At 73.9% G+C, this 16321-nt stretch carries 13 protein-coding genes; 7 read left to right on the forward strand and 6 right to left on the reverse strand.

Annotated features, from left to right (window positions below; genetic code table 11):
• Positions 1-23: 23 nt before the first annotated feature.
• Positions 24-1421: an endo-1,4-beta-xylanase gene (locus ACN27G_RS26655; RefSeq protein WP_421495483.1), complete on the forward strand. Its 1398-nt coding sequence runs from the start codon at positions 24-26 to the stop codon at positions 1419-1421.
• Between the two features lie 240 nt (positions 1422-1661).
• Here the strand turns inward: ACN27G_RS26655 and ACN27G_RS26660 are convergent, their stop codons facing one another.
• A complete protein-coding gene (locus ACN27G_RS26660) occupies positions 1662-2390 on the reverse strand; it encodes a DedA family protein (protein ID WP_421495484.1) in 729 nt (242 codons plus the stop codon).
• A gap of 41 nt (positions 2391-2431) precedes the next feature.
• Complete coding sequence (locus ACN27G_RS26665; protein WP_421495485.1) at positions 2432-2920, reverse strand: NUDIX domain-containing protein; 489 nt, start codon at positions 2918-2920, stop codon at positions 2432-2434.
• Between the two features lie 90 nt (positions 2921-3010).
• Between ACN27G_RS26665 and ACN27G_RS26670 the strand changes: the two genes are divergently transcribed.
• From ACN27G_RS26670 to ACN27G_RS26695, 6 genes are all read left to right on the forward strand, one after another.
• On the forward strand, positions 3011-4057 hold the full coding sequence (locus ACN27G_RS26670) for an L-dopachrome tautomerase-related protein (protein WP_421495486.1): 1047 nt from the start codon (positions 3011-3013) through the stop codon (positions 4055-4057).
• A 375-nt stretch (positions 4058-4432) separates the two neighbouring features.
• Positions 4433-5794 (forward strand): ATP-binding protein, encoded by a 1362-nt coding sequence (locus ACN27G_RS26675; protein WP_421495487.1) that lies wholly within the window; start codon positions 4433-4435, stop codon positions 5792-5794.
• Between the two features lie 17 nt (positions 5795-5811).
• Positions 5812-6978, forward strand: a complete 1167-nt coding sequence (locus ACN27G_RS26680) for a hypothetical protein (protein ID WP_421495488.1) — start codon at positions 5812-5814, stop codon at positions 6976-6978.
• Positions 6948-7658, forward strand: a complete 711-nt coding sequence (locus tag ACN27G_RS26685) for a response regulator (RefSeq protein ID WP_421495489.1) — start codon at positions 6948-6950, stop codon at positions 7656-7658. The genes ACN27G_RS26680 and ACN27G_RS26685 overlap by 31 nt, the downstream gene beginning before the upstream one ends.
• Before the next feature lie 177 nt (positions 7659-7835).
• Positions 7836-8756 carry a hypothetical protein gene (locus ACN27G_RS26690; protein ID WP_421495490.1) on the forward strand — a complete coding sequence of 307 codons (921 nt, stop codon included), beginning with the start codon at positions 7836-7838 and terminating at the stop codon, positions 8754-8756.
• Between the two features lie 262 nt (positions 8757-9018).
• Complete coding sequence (locus ACN27G_RS26695; RefSeq protein ID WP_421495491.1) at positions 9019-10359, forward strand: AI-2E family transporter; 1341 nt, start codon at positions 9019-9021, stop codon at positions 10357-10359.
• Between the two features lie 7 nt (positions 10360-10366).
• Here ACN27G_RS26695 and ACN27G_RS26700 read toward each other — a convergent pair whose 3' ends face one another.
• From ACN27G_RS26700 to ACN27G_RS26715, 4 genes are all read right to left on the reverse strand, one after another.
• Positions 10367-10993 carry an NADPH-dependent F420 reductase gene (locus ACN27G_RS26700; RefSeq protein ID WP_421495492.1) on the reverse strand — a complete coding sequence of 209 codons (627 nt, stop codon included), beginning with the start codon at positions 10991-10993 and terminating at the stop codon, positions 10367-10369.
• 163 nt (positions 10994-11156) lie between these two features.
• Positions 11157-11612: an ester cyclase gene (locus ACN27G_RS26705; RefSeq protein ID WP_421495493.1), complete on the reverse strand. Its 456-nt coding sequence runs from the start codon at positions 11610-11612 to the stop codon at positions 11157-11159.
• Positions 11613-11705: 93 nt separating this feature from the next.
• Positions 11706-12461 (reverse strand): helix-turn-helix transcriptional regulator, encoded by a 756-nt coding sequence (locus ACN27G_RS26710; RefSeq protein ID WP_421495494.1) that lies wholly within the window; start codon positions 12459-12461, stop codon positions 11706-11708.
• A 110-nt stretch (positions 12462-12571) separates the two neighbouring features.
• On the reverse strand, positions 12572-15712 hold the full coding sequence (locus ACN27G_RS26715; RefSeq protein ID WP_421495495.1) for a BTAD domain-containing putative transcriptional regulator: 3141 nt from the start codon (positions 15710-15712) through the stop codon (positions 12572-12574).
• Between the last annotated feature and the right edge of the window lie 609 nt (positions 15713-16321).

Below are 16321 nucleotides of genomic sequence, written 5' to 3' on the forward strand. Positions count from 1 at the left end.
CCGTCCCCCACCCCAGACGCCTGATGGCGAGACGCGGCCCCCGTGCCGCGCTGGTCTCCCTCGCTGTCGGCGTCCTCGCCGCCGGCGCGGCCCTCACCTTCGCCGGCTCCGCCAACGCCGCGACGACGCTCGGCGCGTCGGCGGCGGAGCGGGGCGGCCGCTACTTCGGTGCGGCCGTGGCCGCGAACAAGCTGAGCGACAGCACCTACTCGACGATCCTCAATCGTGAGTTCAACTCGGTGACGCCCGAGAACGAGATGAAGATCGACGCGACCGAGCCGCAGCAGAACCAGTTCAACTTCGCCAACGCGGACCGGATCGTCAACCACGCGACCAGCCGGGGGATGAAGGTCCGTGGCCACACCCTGGCCTGGCACTCGCAGCAGCCCGGCTGGATGGAGAGCATGAGCGGCAGCGCGCTGCGGCAGGCCATGCTCAACCACGTGACCCGGGTCGCCACCTACTACCGGGGCAAGATCGCCTCGTGGGACGTGGTGAACGAGGCGTACGCCGACGGCAACAGCGGCGCCCGGCGCGACTCCAACCTCCAGCGCACCGGCAACGACTGGATCGAGGCGGCCTTCCGGGCCGCGCGGGCCGCCGACCCGGAGGCCAAGCTCTGCTACAACGACTACAACACCGACAACTGGAGCTGGGCCAAGACCCAGGCCGTCTACCGGATGGTGCAGGACTTCAAGTCCCGCAACGTGCCGATCGACTGCGTCGGCTTCCAGTCGCACTTCAACAGCGGGTCGCCGTACCCGAGTAACTACCGCACCACGCTGAGCAGCTTCGCCGCCCTCGGTGTCGACGTGCACATCACCGAGCTGGACATCGAGGGCTCCGGCACCACCCAGGCCAACACCTACCGCAACGTCGTCAACGACTGCCTGGCCGTGTCGCGCTGCCTCGGCATCACCGTCTGGGGCGTCCGGGACTGCGACTCGTGGCGCAGCGGTGGCACCCCGCTGCTCTTCGAGTGCAACGGCAACAAGAAGCCGGCGTACGACGCGACCCTGAGCGCGCTGAACAACGGCGTCACGCCGACGAACCCACCGACCAACCCGCCCACCAACCCCCCGACCAACCCGCCGACCAACCCCCCGACCAACCCGCCGACGCAGGGTCCGGGTGGCTGCTCCGCCACGGTCTCGCTGAACCAGTGGAACGGCGGCTTCGTCGCCACGGTGCGGGTGACCGCCGGCTCGTCGGGCACCAACGGCTGGTCGGTGAGCATGACCCTGCCGTCCGGCGCCAGTGTGACGAATGCCTGGAACGCCAGCCGCAGCGGCAACAGTGGCGCGGTGACCTTCACCAACGTCAGCTACAACGGCCGGATTCCCGCCGGAGGCTCGACCGAGTTCGGCTTCCAGGGCACCGGCAGCGGCTCGGGCATGTCACCAACCTGTAGTGCCAGCTGACCTGTAGCCAGCTGATCCACGGCGACAACCGGTGCGGAGGACCAGCACGGTCCTCCGCACCGTGCCGTGACCGGCGGGATGGAACGATCACGCGCCGTCGGGGTGTTCGCCGGGCGGATCGGCGGATGGCTGCGCCGCCGGTCCGCCGTCCGCCACGTCGTGGTGGCCGCCTCGCCCCGGCCGCACGCGGGCTGACCTCGGGGATTCGGCGGTGGTGCCGCTGCGCGCCGCCCACCCGGTTCACGAGCGCGTACCTCCTGGCCCTCGATCACGGTTGGCCTCCGCACGACGCCGTCGCCGTCGCCGGATCACCCAGGCCGCCGCCAGGCAGATCAGCACCAGCGCGGCGATCCCCGCGCCGGCCTCGCCGAGGTGGTTCTCCAGGCGGCGCCAGGAGGCGCCGGCCAGGTAGCCGACCAGCACCACGGTGGTCGCCCAGGCCGCACCGCCGACGGCGTTGAAGAACAGGAACCGGCGGTACGGCATCCGGTTCATCCCGGCCAGGGCCGGCACCAGCGTCCGGAGTACGCCGACCCACCGCCCCAGCAGCACCGCCAGCGGTCCGTGCCGGGCCACGAACTGCTCGGCCCGGGTCCAGCGCCGTTCCCCCACCCACCGCCCCGGCCGACTACGCCGTAACGGCGGGCCGCTCCAGCGACCGATCTCGTATCCGACGCTGTCCCCGGCGATGGCACCGACAGTCGAGACGACGACCATTGCGGCCAGGCTGACCCGGCCCGTCGCGGCGAGCGCCCCGCCCAGCAGCAGCGCGGTCTCGCCGGGCAGGAACAGCCCGATGAACGCGGCGGATTCGCCGAAGGCCAGCGCCCCGACCACCAGCAGTGCCGCCCAGCCGGAGAGTGCGGTGAGGGTGTCGATGACGGCGTCCATGCCGGCCGCGCCCCGGTCAGCCGGCACCGGGCCGGCGGCGAGCGGGCGTACCGGCCGGGGCGAGCTCCACCCGGCCATCGTGCCCGAGCCGCCGATCCGAAACGCCAGAAATGCCGGGACTAGCCGGCCGGAACACCAGCCGGGTCGTCGTACTGGCCGGTGGTCCGGAGCACCGCGCCGGCGAACCGGCTGACCGGAAGGTCGGCGAGTTCCGCCCGGTCGAACCACCCGACGTCGGTGACCTCGTCCCCGTCGGGTCGGGGCGTCCCGCCGACGATCGTGGCCCGGTAGACCGCGGTGACGTACGCGGCCCGGTCGCCGTGCGGATAGGTCACCTCGAACTCCGGCCCGCCCAGCACGTCCAGCAGCCGCTCCAGCCGGATCTCGACCCCGATCTCCTCCCTCGCCTCCCGTACGGCCGCCTCGGCGGGCGACTCGCCGGGCTCGATCGCACCACCCACCAGCCCCCACCCGTCGTGGTGCCCCCGGTGACGCACCAACAGCAGCCGGCCGGCCGCGTCGAAGGGGAGCACCGAGGCCGAGGGCAACAGGAGCAGTTCGGGCCCGACGGCGGCACGCAGCCGGGCGACGTACGGCGGGATCGGCATGTGGGCAACCGTAGGCGAGCCGGGCCACCACCGGCACCGCCTGCGACAAAACCGGACTTACCAGTCGGGTACGGCGATAGGCTCGGCGGCGTGCGCCCCACCATCCAGGAGAACCCCCGGCTGCGCCCGGTGGCTGCGGCGGACCGGGTCTGGACCGGCGTGACGACCACCGGTGACGGCCGGGTCTTCGTGAGCTTCCCCTCGGCGGACGGGCCTGGCATCCAGGTCGGTGAGGTGGTCTCGGACGGCCGGATCGTCCCCTATCCGGACACCGCCTGGAACGAGGTACGCGACGATCTCGCCCCCGAAGGCACCTTCGTGCATGTCAACGGGTTGCGGATCGGGCCCGACGGCAACCTCTGGATCGTCGACGCCGGTAGCCCCGGGATCGGGCTGCCGGTCGTACCGGGTGGTCCGCGACTGATCGTCGTCGACCCGGACTCGGCGGCGGTGCTCCGCAGCTACGACCTCGGCCCGGCGCTGCTGCCGACGAGCTACGTCGACGACGTCCGCTTCAACGGTCGCACGGGATACCTCACCGATGCCGGCGCGCCCGGGCTGATCGTGCTGGACCTGGCCACCGGGGCGTGCCGCCGGGTGCTCGACGGGCACGCCAGCACCGTCGCACGTCGGCCGCTGAGGGCCGACGGCGAGTTGCTCCGCGACGCGCACGGCCGGGAGTTGCGCATCCACGCCGACCAGCTCGAGGTGTCGCCGGACGGCCGGTACCTCTACTACCAGCCGGCCTCCGGGCCGCTGCACCGGATCGAGACCCGCTGCCTCGACGACCCGGGCATCCCACCGGAGATCGTCGCCCGGCAGGTCGAGCCCTGGGTGGACACCCCGACGACGGGCGGCACCGCGATCGACGCCGCCGGGGTGATCTACCTGAGCGACGTGGACCGGCGCCGGATCCTGACGGTCGACCCCGACCGCCGGATCGGGACCCTGGTCGCCGATCCCCGGCTGGTCTGGGGCGACGCACTGTGGCTCGACGGCACCGGCCACCTCTGGATCCCGGCGGCCCAGCTGAACCGGACCCCGGGCCTGGCCGGCGGCAGCTCCAGCGTCGACTACCCCGTGTGGATCTACCGGATGCCGGTCGACGCCGTCCCGCCCGCCAACGACCACGCCTGATCCGGCCGCCCTCCTGCCCGGGTCGGGGCGGGGATCCGGCCCCCCGTCCGCCGGAGCCGTGCCGCGTTCCGCACACCGTCGAAACCGGTGCCGGTCGGGGGCACACCGACCCCCGCACAGGGGTCATACTGACCCCCGTTCAGCGGTCACCTTGACCCCCGTCCAGAGGTCAGGTCGGCCGGGTGCCACGTCGGCGTTCAGGCGGTTGGAGGGCGGGTGACGAACGGGTGCGATCCGACAGGAACCAGCCCTTATCCCTCTGCTATTCTTCGGCTTCGATATGTAGGGATACCGCCCGGATCCGGGGTGCCGCCGGGGCGGCGGAGATCCGGCGTGCCGGCACGGTGGTGGAGGCGACGGGAGGAGCAGGCCCGGATGTCTCTCTTCCGCTCCATCACCCGGGCCATGCCGACCACCCGGGCCATGCCGACCACCCCGGCCGGCGAGGCCGCCCCGGCCAGCCCGGTCGATCCCGCCAGCCCGGTCGATCCCGCCAGCCCGGCCGGCACTGCCAGCCCGTTCGGCCCGGCCGGGTTGCCTGCCGGGTTGTCCGGCCCGGCTTCGGGCGCCGCCGAGATGCCGGCGGCCAGCGCGCTGGGCTGGGTCTACAGCGTCTTCCCGGCGCTGCTGCGACTCACCTGCGGGATCGCCTGCGCGGCGGCGGCACTCGCGGTGCGTACGCCGCCGGTCTCCACCCCGCTGCTGATCGCCGTGGTGAGCCTGCTGACCGCCTGGTCGGTGCTCTTCGCGGTCTGGATGGTCCGGTGGCACCGGCGGTCGACCGCGATGCTGCTGGACATCCTGCTCACCGTCGGCACCTGCCTGCTGATCCGGCACCTGGTCGCCGCCGAGGTACTGCCCGGCGAGGTCAGCTGGGTGGCGATCCAGTCCAGCACCTCGGTCATCGTCGCCCAGTTCGTCCTGCCGGTGACCCGGTCGGTCCCGGCCGGGCTGCTGGTCGCCGCCGCGTACGGGCTCGGCGCGCATCTTGCCGGCGACGACGCCGAGGCGGTCGGGCACGCGGTCACCCTCGCCGTGCAGACCGGTTCCGCGGCCGCGCTCGCCGGGGTGGCCCGGCACAGCAGCCGGCTCGCCGACGCCGCCTTCGCCGGCTACCAGGAGACCGCCAGGGCCGCACTGACGGCACGGGCGGTGCGGGCCGCGGAGCGCCGGCAGAACCGCGACCTGCACGACACGGTGCTCTCCACCCTCACCGTGGTCGGCCTCGGAGCGGTCGCCGGGCAGTCGCCGCTGCTGCGCGAACGGGCCGCCGCCGACCTGCGTACCCTTGCCGACCTGGCCGGGACCCGGGCGGCACCCGACGCGCCCGGGAGCGGGCCGGCGGACGAGGCGCGGATCGTCGCCCTCGACGAGCGGCTGCGGGCGCTGCTCGACCGGCTGCCGGAACTGCGGGCCAGCTCGGAGCTCGAGCGGTGCGAGGTTCCGGTACGGGTCGTCGAGGCGGTCACGCACAGCACCGGCGAGGCACTGTCCAACGTGCTCCGACACGCGCCGGGGGCCGCCGTCTCGGTGCGGCTGCGCCGGACCGGCGGCACCATCGCGGTCGAGGTGGTCGACGACGGTCCCGGCTTCGACCCGGCCGCGGTCCCCCGGCACCGGTACGGGCTGCGCGAGTCCGTACACGGCCGGATGGCCACCGTCGGCGGCCGGGCCGAGGTCGACTCCGCGCCCGGCCGGGGCACCCGGATCCGGTTGGAGTGGCCGGATGTCCGCTGACCGGTTGGAGTGGCCGGATGTCCGCTGACCTGGCCGGCGGTGCGGCGGGCACCGTCAGCACCACCGTCGAGCGGGGACCCCGGATCGCGGCGGTGCTCATCGCCTTCGGCTGGCATGTCGCCATCAACCTGCCGGCGGTGCTCGGCGCCTGGTCGCAGTACCGGCTCCCCTGGGTCGTCGCCGCGGGCTGGCTGGTCTTCGGCGCGGTGGGAGCGGTCGCCGCCGTCAATCTGCTGGGCGGCAGGCCGTCACCCACCTGGCCACTCGTCGGGGTGCTGCTCCTGGTGGACCTGGCGGTCTTCGCCTGCACCCCGGGACCGCTTCTTTTCGACTCGGCCAACTTCGGCTGGGCCACGCTCGGCTGGTTCGTCGTCCTCCTGCTCTGGGGGCGCCGGATACCGGCGCTGGTCGCGGTGCTGGCGGTCGGCGCGGCCATCGCCCTGGTCGGAGTGGTCGCGGTACGCGGCGCCGGTGCCGCCGAGCTGAGCCGGTACGCGATGGCCGTCTACGGCAACGCCACCCTGCCGATCGCGATGATGATCGCGATCAACCTGCTCACCACCCTCGCCGGCGGCACCGCCCGGACCGTGGCGGCCCGGACCGCGATCGAGACCGAACGGGCCGCCGCCGGCCGGACGCACCAGACCCGCCGGTACCGGCTCGCCGCGCTGGACCGGACCGCCGGAGCGATCCTCACCGAGCTCGCACAGGGGCGGGCCGATCCGGCGGATCCGGCGGTGCAGCGCCGTTGCGCCCTGGAGGCGTCCCGGCTGCGGCGGTTGATCGCCGAGTCCGACGACGTGCCGGATCCGCTCCTGCACGAGCTGCGCGCCTGCGTCGATGTCGTGGAACGCAACGGCCTGCCGGTGGACTTCGTGGCCGTCGGCGCCCTGCCGCCACTACCGGTCGAGATCCGCCGCCAGCTCGCCGAACCGCTGACCGCGACCCTGGCCGCCGCGACCCGGTGGGCCCGGCTCACCGTGGTCGGGCAGCCCGACGAGGTCGTGGTGAGCCTGACCACCCCGGGCACCTCCGCGATCACCACCGAGTCGGCCACCACCACCGGCACCCCGGTCGACTGGGCCGGCGACGGCACCTCCGGCAGCACCGGCGGCGAGGTCGAGTACGTCTACGAGAAGGACGAGGAACTGGTATGGGTGCAGACCCGGTGGCGGGCGGCGTGATTCCCGAGGAGCCGCGGATCGCCGTCGCGATCGTCGACGACCATCCGGTGGTGATCGAGGGAATCCGCTCCTGGCTGGCCACCGAAGCACGCCTCGCGGTCGTGGCGACCGGTGAGGATCCCGACGAGGTACTCGCCGCCGGCCAGCCACGGGCCGACGTGATCCTGCTCGATCTGCGGCTGCACGGCCGGATGGTGATCGACAAGGTGGCCGAGTTGAGCGGCTCGGGCCGGCGGGTCGTGGTCTACTCCGAACACAGCGACTCCGACACCATCCTGGCGGTCCTGGACGCGGGCGCGGTCGCCTTCCTGGCCAAGCACGAGGGCCGGGAGCACTGCGTGGACACCGTGCTGGCCGCGGCGAGCGACCGGCCGTACGTGCCACCGGCGCTGGCCGGGGCGATCGTCGGTGACCGGCGCACGGGGCGGCCGGTCCTGTCGGACAAGGAACGCGAGGCGCTGCTGCTCTGGTTCCAGTCGATGTCCAAGGCGTCGGTGGCCCGCCGGATGAGCATCAGCGAACACACCGTCAAGCAGTACATCGACCGGGCCCGAATCAAGTACGCCCGGGCCGGCCGCGCCGCGCCGACCAAGGCGGCGCTGCTGGCCCGGGCCATCGAGGACGGCCTCGTCCGGGCCGACGAGATCGGCCGCCCCGGCGACACCGGCCCGGGACGGTAGGAACGGCAGGCGCAGCGGAAGGCAGAGCGGCAGATGCGGCGGTAGGGGCGACGGCCGTGACCCAACGGCCGTCCGCAAGTCGGCCAAGCGTCCGACCCCCCAACAACCGTCGTGACAGCGGATCGGAAGTCCGCCAGCCTATTGGGTACGACGTCCCGTACCCGGGAGGCCTTGCGCATGACCGAGAACGCGTCCCCGTTCTTCATCCGGCCCTACCGTTTCGACGACCCGGACCAGGACGACACCCATTTTCCGCAGCTGGACTGGCACCGCCGGCTGATCCTGGACGCGGACGAGCGGGTGCTGTGGCGTGACCGGGTCGAGGTCACCGGATACCTGCTCACCCCGGGCGGCGGCCCGGACGAGCTGGCCTGGTCGCTGCCCCGGCAGGCCGAGGTGACCGTCACCGACCGGCGGCTGACGTACATCTGCGCGGACTGCCACATCGGGCCCGCACCCGCGCTGCGAACCGATCCCCGGCACCGGCGCCGGAGCGGTCCGGTCGGCGGCCGGGTGGTGACCGGGCAGATCCGCTGGCAGTGGCCGGCCGGTTTGCGCATCCTCGGCCCGGACGCCGCCACCGGCGTCGCGACCGAGCGCCTGCTCGTCGTCTGCGACGCGGTCCGCGCAACGGGCCGGCCGGCGTTGGCCCTCTCCGGCGTCGCCCTCGACTCGCCGCAGAGCGTACGGCGGCTGGCCACCGTGATCCGTCGGGCGGTGGCCGGATTCCGGCTCGCCAACCCGGCCATGATGGAGCTTGCCCCGCCCGAGTGGGACGCGCTGATCACCCGCGCCGGGCCGGCGCTCTTCGCCGACGCCCTCGCCGACCCCCGGCGCGGCATCGACCTGCCCGGAGCGCTGCCGGTCGAGTTCGCGCACCGGGACGACTACTACCGCCGCTCGCTGCACCGGAGGAACGCGCCGGCATCGAGCCGGAGTTCGGCGCCGCCCACCGGCAACGCGCCGGTGGCGGGCGCCGGCGTGCCGAGCCCGGGCCGGAACGTTTCGCCCTCCGGCCGGAGCTCGCCGGCGCCGGGCCGGATGCCCACCGGCCCGGCGTCCCGCTGGTCGGAGCGACGGCCGGGCTCCGCCTCCTGACCCACGGCCAGACTGCGCCTCCTGACCGGCGGCCGGGCTCCGCCTCCTGGCCGGTGCCCGTTCCGGCACCGACGGCCGGGCGCCGCCCCCTGACCCGCCCGTTACAGCGCCAGCGACCGGGCTCCGCCTCCCGTCAGCGTCCCGTTCCAGCACCGGTAGCGGCCGACGCCGCCCGGCAATCGCCTACATCGCCGCACAGCGGCAGGTGTCGCCCGGGCATCGGGCGGGTACCCGTGACGCCACGGTCGACAGGAGGCGGATCATGGGCAACGCGGCCGACCGGTCGAGCGGTGAGCGCCCCGGCCAGCTTCTGGACCGCCTCCCCTGGCTGGTGCGCTGGACGGTACTGGCCAGCCTCTGCCTGCTCGTCGTCACCGCCGGGGCGTACGTCCTCGCGCAGATCGCCATCCGGCTCGGGCCGCTGAGCATCGCGCTCGCGGCCACCCTCTTCCTGTCCGCACTCCTCGATCCGGTGGCCAGCCTGTTGCGCCGGTTCCGATTTCCGCCGGCACTGGCCGCGCTGACCGCGATTCTGCTGCTGCTCGGCCTGCTCGGCGGTGTGGTGGTGCTGATCTGGCGGCTCACCGCCGACCAGTTCTCCGACCTGGCGCAGCAGCTCGACCAGGGGCTGGTGCACGCCCGGGACTTCGTGACCAACACGCTGCCGATCAGCCGCGAACAAGTCGACCGGTGGGCCCAGCAGGCCGTCAACGGGGTACAGAAGTCGGCGCCCGACCCGGTCAGCGGCGCGGCCACCGTGGCGGAGGCGGTCGGCGGCCTCCTGCTCGTCCTGGTGCTGCTGTTCTTCCTGTTGAAGGACGGCCGCCCGATGTGGCGATGGGCGCTGGGCTGGGTCTCCGAGCGCTCCAGGGGCCGGGTCGCGGCGGCCGGTCAGGCCGGCTGGCACACGCTCGGGGCGTACACCCGGGGCACGATGATGATCGCCGCGATCGACGCCATCGGGATCGGGATCGCGCTCGTGGTGCTCCGCGTCCCGTTGGCGCTGCCGCTGGCGGTGATCACATTTCTCGGCGGCTTCGTGCCGATCATCGGTGCCACGGTCGCCGGGGGCGTCGCGGTACTCGTCGCACTGGCCGCCAAGGGGCCGACGACCGCGCTACTGGTACTGGCCGCGGTGATCGCCGTCCAGCAGACCGAGGGCAACCTCCTCGAACCGCTGATCATGAAGCGGCAGGTCCGGTTGCATCCCGTGGCGGTGTTGCTGGTGGTCGCCGCCGGCACACTGCTCGGTGGCATAGTCGGCGCCTTCGTCGCCGTCCCGATCGCCGCGGTCCTCTACAACGTGGTCAGCACGGTGGCGGCGGACCGCGTCCGCTCCGCCGCACCGGTCGGTGCCGGCAGCAGCCGATCCGGTGCCGGAGGTCGCGGCGGCACCGGCACCCACGGCGGCACCGCGACGGGCGGCACCGCGACGGGTGGCACCGCGACGGGTGGCACCGCGACGGGCGGCACCGTTGCGGGCAGTACTACAACGGGCGACGCTGCGACCGGCAGCACTGCTCCGGGCCGGCGGGGCGCCGAGGGCTCGGATGGCCGTGACCGGCGCGACGACGACGGGCAGGACATCGCGCCGGAGTTCTGAACGCCTGCTACGGCGTGCCGAGTCGGCTGTGCAGCTCGGCACCGCTGAGGTCGGCGAGGTAGACCGGAGTGCCCGGCTGGTGTCGGCGCCCCTCGGCCAGCCGGCCGGCGTCCACCGGCTCGAAACCCACCTGCTCGATCAGGTCGAAGACCCGGCGTTTCGCGTCGACGTCGTCACCGGAGACCGGGATGCCGTAGCGCCGTTGCGCCGAGGACTGTCGGCCGTACTCGCCCAGGTGCTCCCACCGCATCGTGTTGAACGCCTTCACCACGCTCGCCTCCGGCAGGTGTTGCTGGAGGAGCTCGCTGGAGGTGGTCCGATCCTGGTCGAGATCCGGATCGTTGCCGTCCCGCTCCGGGTAGTAGTTGCCGGTGTCGATCACCGTCTTGCCCGCCATCGGCGCGGCGGGCAGCTGACCGTACCGGCCGACGGGGACGGACACCACGACGACCTCACCGAACCGGGCCGCCTCCTCGGCGGTGGCCGGCCGCACCCGATCGCCCACCTCCTCGGCGAACCCACGAAGGGTGTCGGGACCGCGCGAGTTGGCCACCGCCACCTCGTGTCCCGCCCTGCTGAACAACCGCGCCAGCGTCCCGCCGACGTGCCCGGTACCGACGATGCCGATCCGCACGGTCCTCCCCCTTCACCGCCCGCGCCGGCCTACCCGCCCCGCCACCGGTCAAACGTCCCGTCCCCGTACCTGACGGCGATCGTCGGCCGGGGAGGTCGGGGACGGGAGGGAGCGGGGACGGGGGCGGGACCAGGAAGAACGTCCGCGCCCCCGCTTCCGGACGTCACGCGACGTTGTAGGTGAGGCAACGCTCCACCTGGACGCTGTCGTCGTGGCTCCAGTATTCGACGATGTGCTCGCCCTGGATGCGCAGGATGTCGACCCCGGAACAGGCGACGAGAAGCCGATGTGGACAGATGGCGGCCGGGTCGTCGCCGGCCCGGGTGAGTGTCCAGCGACCGGCGATGAGGTCGGGCCCGATGATGGGGCCGACCTCGACGGTGAGCCGCGCGTCCGGGCAGCCGGCGTGCCGGTCCGACACCCAGGCGACGAGTGCCTGCCGGCCCCGGACCTGCTCCGGTGAGCCGCCGGGCACCGGCAGGTGGGCGAGGACCGTGGGCGCGAGGATCTCCTCGACGAGCGAGCGGTCGCCGTTGCGCAGCGCCATCCAGTTGTGCCAGAGCATCGGCCGGAAGTCGACGGGGACCACGGCCGAGCTGTGGTTGGTGTTGATGGTCATCGCGAGAGTCCTCCCGTGGGCGGTGATCCGGCCCGGTCCCCCCGTTCGTCTCGGCACCGGGCCGGCCTCGTCGCACACCATCCTGGACTCCGGTCAGGACAGCATCCTGTCCGCTTTTTTCGAGGAATCCGCTCGTCCGGGGAGTTGCAGCCGGGTCGCCGGCACGTCGGGGCCGGCCCGCCAGGCGGGCTCGATCGACCGGGCCGGTGCGGTCTCGTCGGTCGCCGCCGCCCGGCGCATCCGGTCCAGCCGGAACCCGCGCACCTCCTGGCGGAGCCGGCACCAGCCGACCAGATACCACAGTCGGCCCGCGCCGAGCAGTTCCACCGGCTCGATCGACCGGTGCGAGATGGCGCCGTGCCGGTCGACGTACTCGATCGCGAGCACCGTCCGGGTCAGCAGCGCGTCACCGGCGGCCCGGAGCACCTGCCGGGCGGGTGCCGCCACCGGTTCGGGTGCGGGTGTCGTCAACCGGATCCGGCCGGCGACCTCGCACGCCGCCTCCACGTCGGAGGGCGGCATCACCGCGAGAATCTTGTTGAGCACGGACCGCGCCGCGTCGAGAAACGGGGTGTCGGCCATCGTCTCCAGGGCGACGGCGGCGGCGATCGCCTCCCGCGGAGTGATGTTGACCGGAGGTAGCGTGTAGGCCCGGTCCAGCACGTAGCCGCCGGTCCGGCCCAGCTCGGGATAGATGGGGACGCCCGACTCCTGCAGGGCGCCGACGTCCCGCCTGATCGTGCGCGCGTCGACCTCGAAACGGTCGGCGAGCCAGCGTGCGCTGCGCGGTCGGGGTGCGACCGCACGCAACTCTTCCACCAGGGCGTAAAGCCGATCGGTACGGTTCACCTGCCAAAACTACCGATCCGGTACGACGTTTCCGCGCCGCTCCACCCCGCCCTCGCCGGCCCTGGTCCGCGCGGTGCCGCCGACGGTCGATCCGGTCACGGCCGGCCCGGTCACGAACCGCTGCTGACCAGTCCGGGCGAGTCGGCCAGCCGCAGCACGATGCCGGCCAGCGCCGGAGTCCGGGTGTCCCGGGGATCGCCGACCATCCCCGCCCAGAACCGCGCGTCCCGGGCCGCGTCCCGGTCGCCGGTCTCGTCGTACGCCCGGGCCAGCATCTGCAACGTCGCCGCCTGGGCCGACGGCATGCTCATCTCCTCGAAGGCCACGGCAGCGCGGTGCAGCACCTCGACCGCTGCCGCGGCCCGCCCCTCGCCGATCCAGCTCACCGCGATGTCCCGGGCCAGCCCGGTGGCCCAGGGGCGGTCACCCAACTGCACCGCCAGGTCGTGACTCTGCTGGAGCCGGTGCACCGCCTCGGCGCGCCGGCCCAGGCAGACCGCCGCCGAGGCGAGATGGCGCAGCGCCGCGAGCAGCACGTACCGGTCGTTCACCGTACGCAGCAACGTCACGGCGCGCTCGGCGGCGGCGTACGCCAGCGCCGGCTCGTCGCGGAGCAGCCGGGTCACCGCCAGCGCGTTCAGGCACCGGGCGGTGACGATCTCGGCGGCTGCCAACTCGTCGGCCTCGGCCACGGCCGCCTCGTCCACGGCGAGCGCTTCGTCGAGCCTGCCCAGCCCTCGGTAGGCGGCGGAGAGCACCGGCGCGGCCAGCAGGGCGCCGAGCGGGTCGTCCTCGGCCCGGAACAGCGCGACCGCCCGTTCCGCCGTGCTGGCGGCCTCCTCGGCCCGGTTCTGGTAGTCGTAGAGCACCGCCTGGTCGCTGAGCAGGCAGGCCAGGCCGTGCCGGTCGGCGAGTCGCTCGTACCGGTCGCGGCCGTCGCGCAGCCGCTCGGCGGCACCGGCCAGGTCACCCCGGGCCAACCGCAGTACGCCGCTGACGAAGTCGGCCCGGGCGACCGCACGCTCGTCCCCGATCCGCTCGGCCGCCTGCCGGGCGAGCCGCTGCACCGCCTGCAGCTCCGTCCAGTGGCCGTGTACCCAGCAGAACGGGGCGAGCCGTTCGGCGAGGTCGATCGCGCTCCGCTCGGCGCCGCACTCCCCGGCCAGCCCGAGCAGGCCGGTGAGAAAGTCGAGTTCGGCGCTGAACCAGCCCAGCGGATCGGCGACCGCCCGCACGGCGACGCGCTCGGCGGCCCAGGACGGGCGTACCGGTGGAGCCGGCTGCTCCAGTCGGGCCCAGGTCAGGGTCCGGGGCAGCCGGCGGGCGGCGGATCCGGCCAGCGCGGCCGCGGCCCCCACCAGCCGCCGCCGGGCAGCCTCCCGCCCACGCCCGGCGCCCGACCGGCCGGAGATGCGGTCACCGGCCGCACGCTCGTCGACGACACGCTTGTCGACGTCACGATGGTCGGCAGCACGCTCGGCGGCGGCGGCGAGTTCCTCGGCGTAGACCCTGAGCAGGTCGTGCAGGCGGTAGCGGGGTTCACCGCCGTCGGCCGGGCGGCTCACCTCCAGCAGGCTCGCCTCGACCAGTTCGTCGAGCACCCGGTCGGCATCGGCGCTCTCCAGCAGCTGGGCGACCGCCCACGCCGCGAAGCTGACCGGACCGAGCGAGCCGAGCAGGCCGAACGCCTCCCGGGTCGCCGCCGGCAGCGCCTGCACACTGAGCGCCAGGGTGGCCCGGACCTGCTGGTCACCGGCGGCGAGTTCGTCGAGGCGCTGCCGCTCGTCGTCGAGCCGGTCGGCGAGGATAGCCAGCGGCCAGGCGCGGGTGGCGAGCCGGGTACCGGCGATCCGGACCGCCAACGGCAGGTTGCCGCAGGCGGCGGCGATCCTGGCTGCCTGGCCCGGCTCCTCCGCCACCCGTTCCGGGCCCACCACATGGGCCAGCAGGGCTCGGGCGTCCTCGTCGGTCAACGGGTGTACCGGCAGGTGCCGGGCGTCGATCAGCCCGGTCAGCCGGCGCCGGCTCGTGGCCAGTACGGCGCTGCCGGGCGTACCCGGAAGCAGTGGCCGGACCTGGGCAGCGGTCGCGGCGTCGTCGAGGACGACCAGCACCCGCCGGTCGGCGAGCCGGGCCCGGTACGCCGCGGCCAGTGCGGAGAGGTTCTGCGGCAGCGCCGAGCCCGGTACGCCGAGCGCCCGGAGCAGGTCGGCCAGGACCGCGGCCGGATCCCGGGGCGCGGCCGAGGCGCCGGCCAGGTGTACGAAGAGCTGCCCGTCCGGGAACCGGTCCCGGATCCGGTGTGCCACCGTCACCGCGAGCGCACTCTTGCCGACGCCCGGCTGTCCGGAGACCGCCACCACCGGCACGGCGCCCGCCTCCGGCTCCAGCATCCGCTCGATCCGGTCGATGCTGCCGGCCCGGCCGACGAAGCCGGAGAGGGCCGGCGGCAACTGGCACACCGGGAACGGCGACCGGGCCGGGAGCACCCTTCGGTTGCCCGCCCCGCCGGCCGAGGGCTCCTCGCCGCGCAGGATCGCCTGGTGCAGCCGGCGCAGCTCGGGCCCGGGCTCGACGCCCAGCTCCGTGACGAGGATCTCCCGGGCCCGCTGGTACGCGGCGAGCGCGTCGGCCCGGCGTCCCGCGCGGTGCAGCGCGACCATCAACTGCCCGTACGGCCGCTCCCGCAACGGGTGCTCGGTGACCAGCCGGTGCAGGTCGCCGAGTACGGTGCCGAGGTCGCCGTCCGCCGCGAGGTCGGCGTCCGCGCAGTCCTCCTGGGCACCGACCCGTTCGAGTTCCCACTGCGCGAGTTCCGGCTCCAGCGCCGGCAGCGTCAGATCGGCGAGGGGACGGCCGCGCCACTGCCGCAACCCGCGCCGGAACCGCTGTGCCGCCAGCACCGGGTCGCCGGCGGCCAGCGCCGCGCGGCCGGTGGCGATCTCCCGCCGGAACACCAGCACGTCGAGGTCGTCGGGGTCCACCCGCAGCAGGTAGCCGTCGCTGCGGTGCTCGATGGTCAGGCCGGGCAGCCGGTCGCGCAGCCGGGAGACGTAGGTCTGCAGGTTGGAGGCGTACGAGGCCGGTGGGCGGTCGGCCCAGAGCGTCTCCACCAGCCGGTCGACCGTGACCACCTTGCCCGCGCTCACCAGCAACGCGCCCAGCACGGTGCGCTGGTGCCGGCTGCGCAGCAACACCTCGGTGCCGGAGTCCGTGCGGACCCGCAGCGGCCCGAGCACCCCGAACCTCACTCGCCGTCTCCCATGAAGCGCAGGCCAATCACGGACATGGAACCGTACTACGCTCTCCGGCCAGCGTACGGCCGCGCACCGGGCATCGGGCGACGCGGCGTGTGGAAATCGTGTGGCGAACGTGTGGTGGGCATCCCCAAGCTGCTAGAGGTCTGCGGGGGGCGGGCCGGTCGCGGGGGTCGGCGTTCGGGGGCTCCGGGTGCCAGAGGGGTTACCTCTGGCACCCGGCCGAACGCCGAGCACCGCACCATCCACTCTGCACGTTCAGCGCCGGTCGGCACGACGGCCGTCTCCGTCGTCTCCGGCCGGGATGCCGGCCGAAACCGCTTTCCGCCGAGGCCGTCGCCGACGTGGCGGCCGACGAGGCGACGCGCTTCGACAACCGACTGGAACGCCGATGCGCCCCCTGCCGGCCCGACCGGTCACCCCGACCGGTCGCGGCAGTCTCATTTCCTTGAAAGGCAACGATGTCCACATATCCACCTCCGGCCCCGGGCGGGCCGGAGCAAACCGGACCGGGATACGGCGGACCGGGATACGGCGGACCGGGATACGGCAGGCCGGCGGAAACGAACTACGGCGGGCCGGGGCACGGCGATCCGGCGGCAA

The organism is Plantactinospora sp. WMMB334 (assembly GCF_049179095.1).
GTDB lineage: Bacteria > Actinomycetota > Actinomycetes > Mycobacteriales > Micromonosporaceae > Plantactinospora.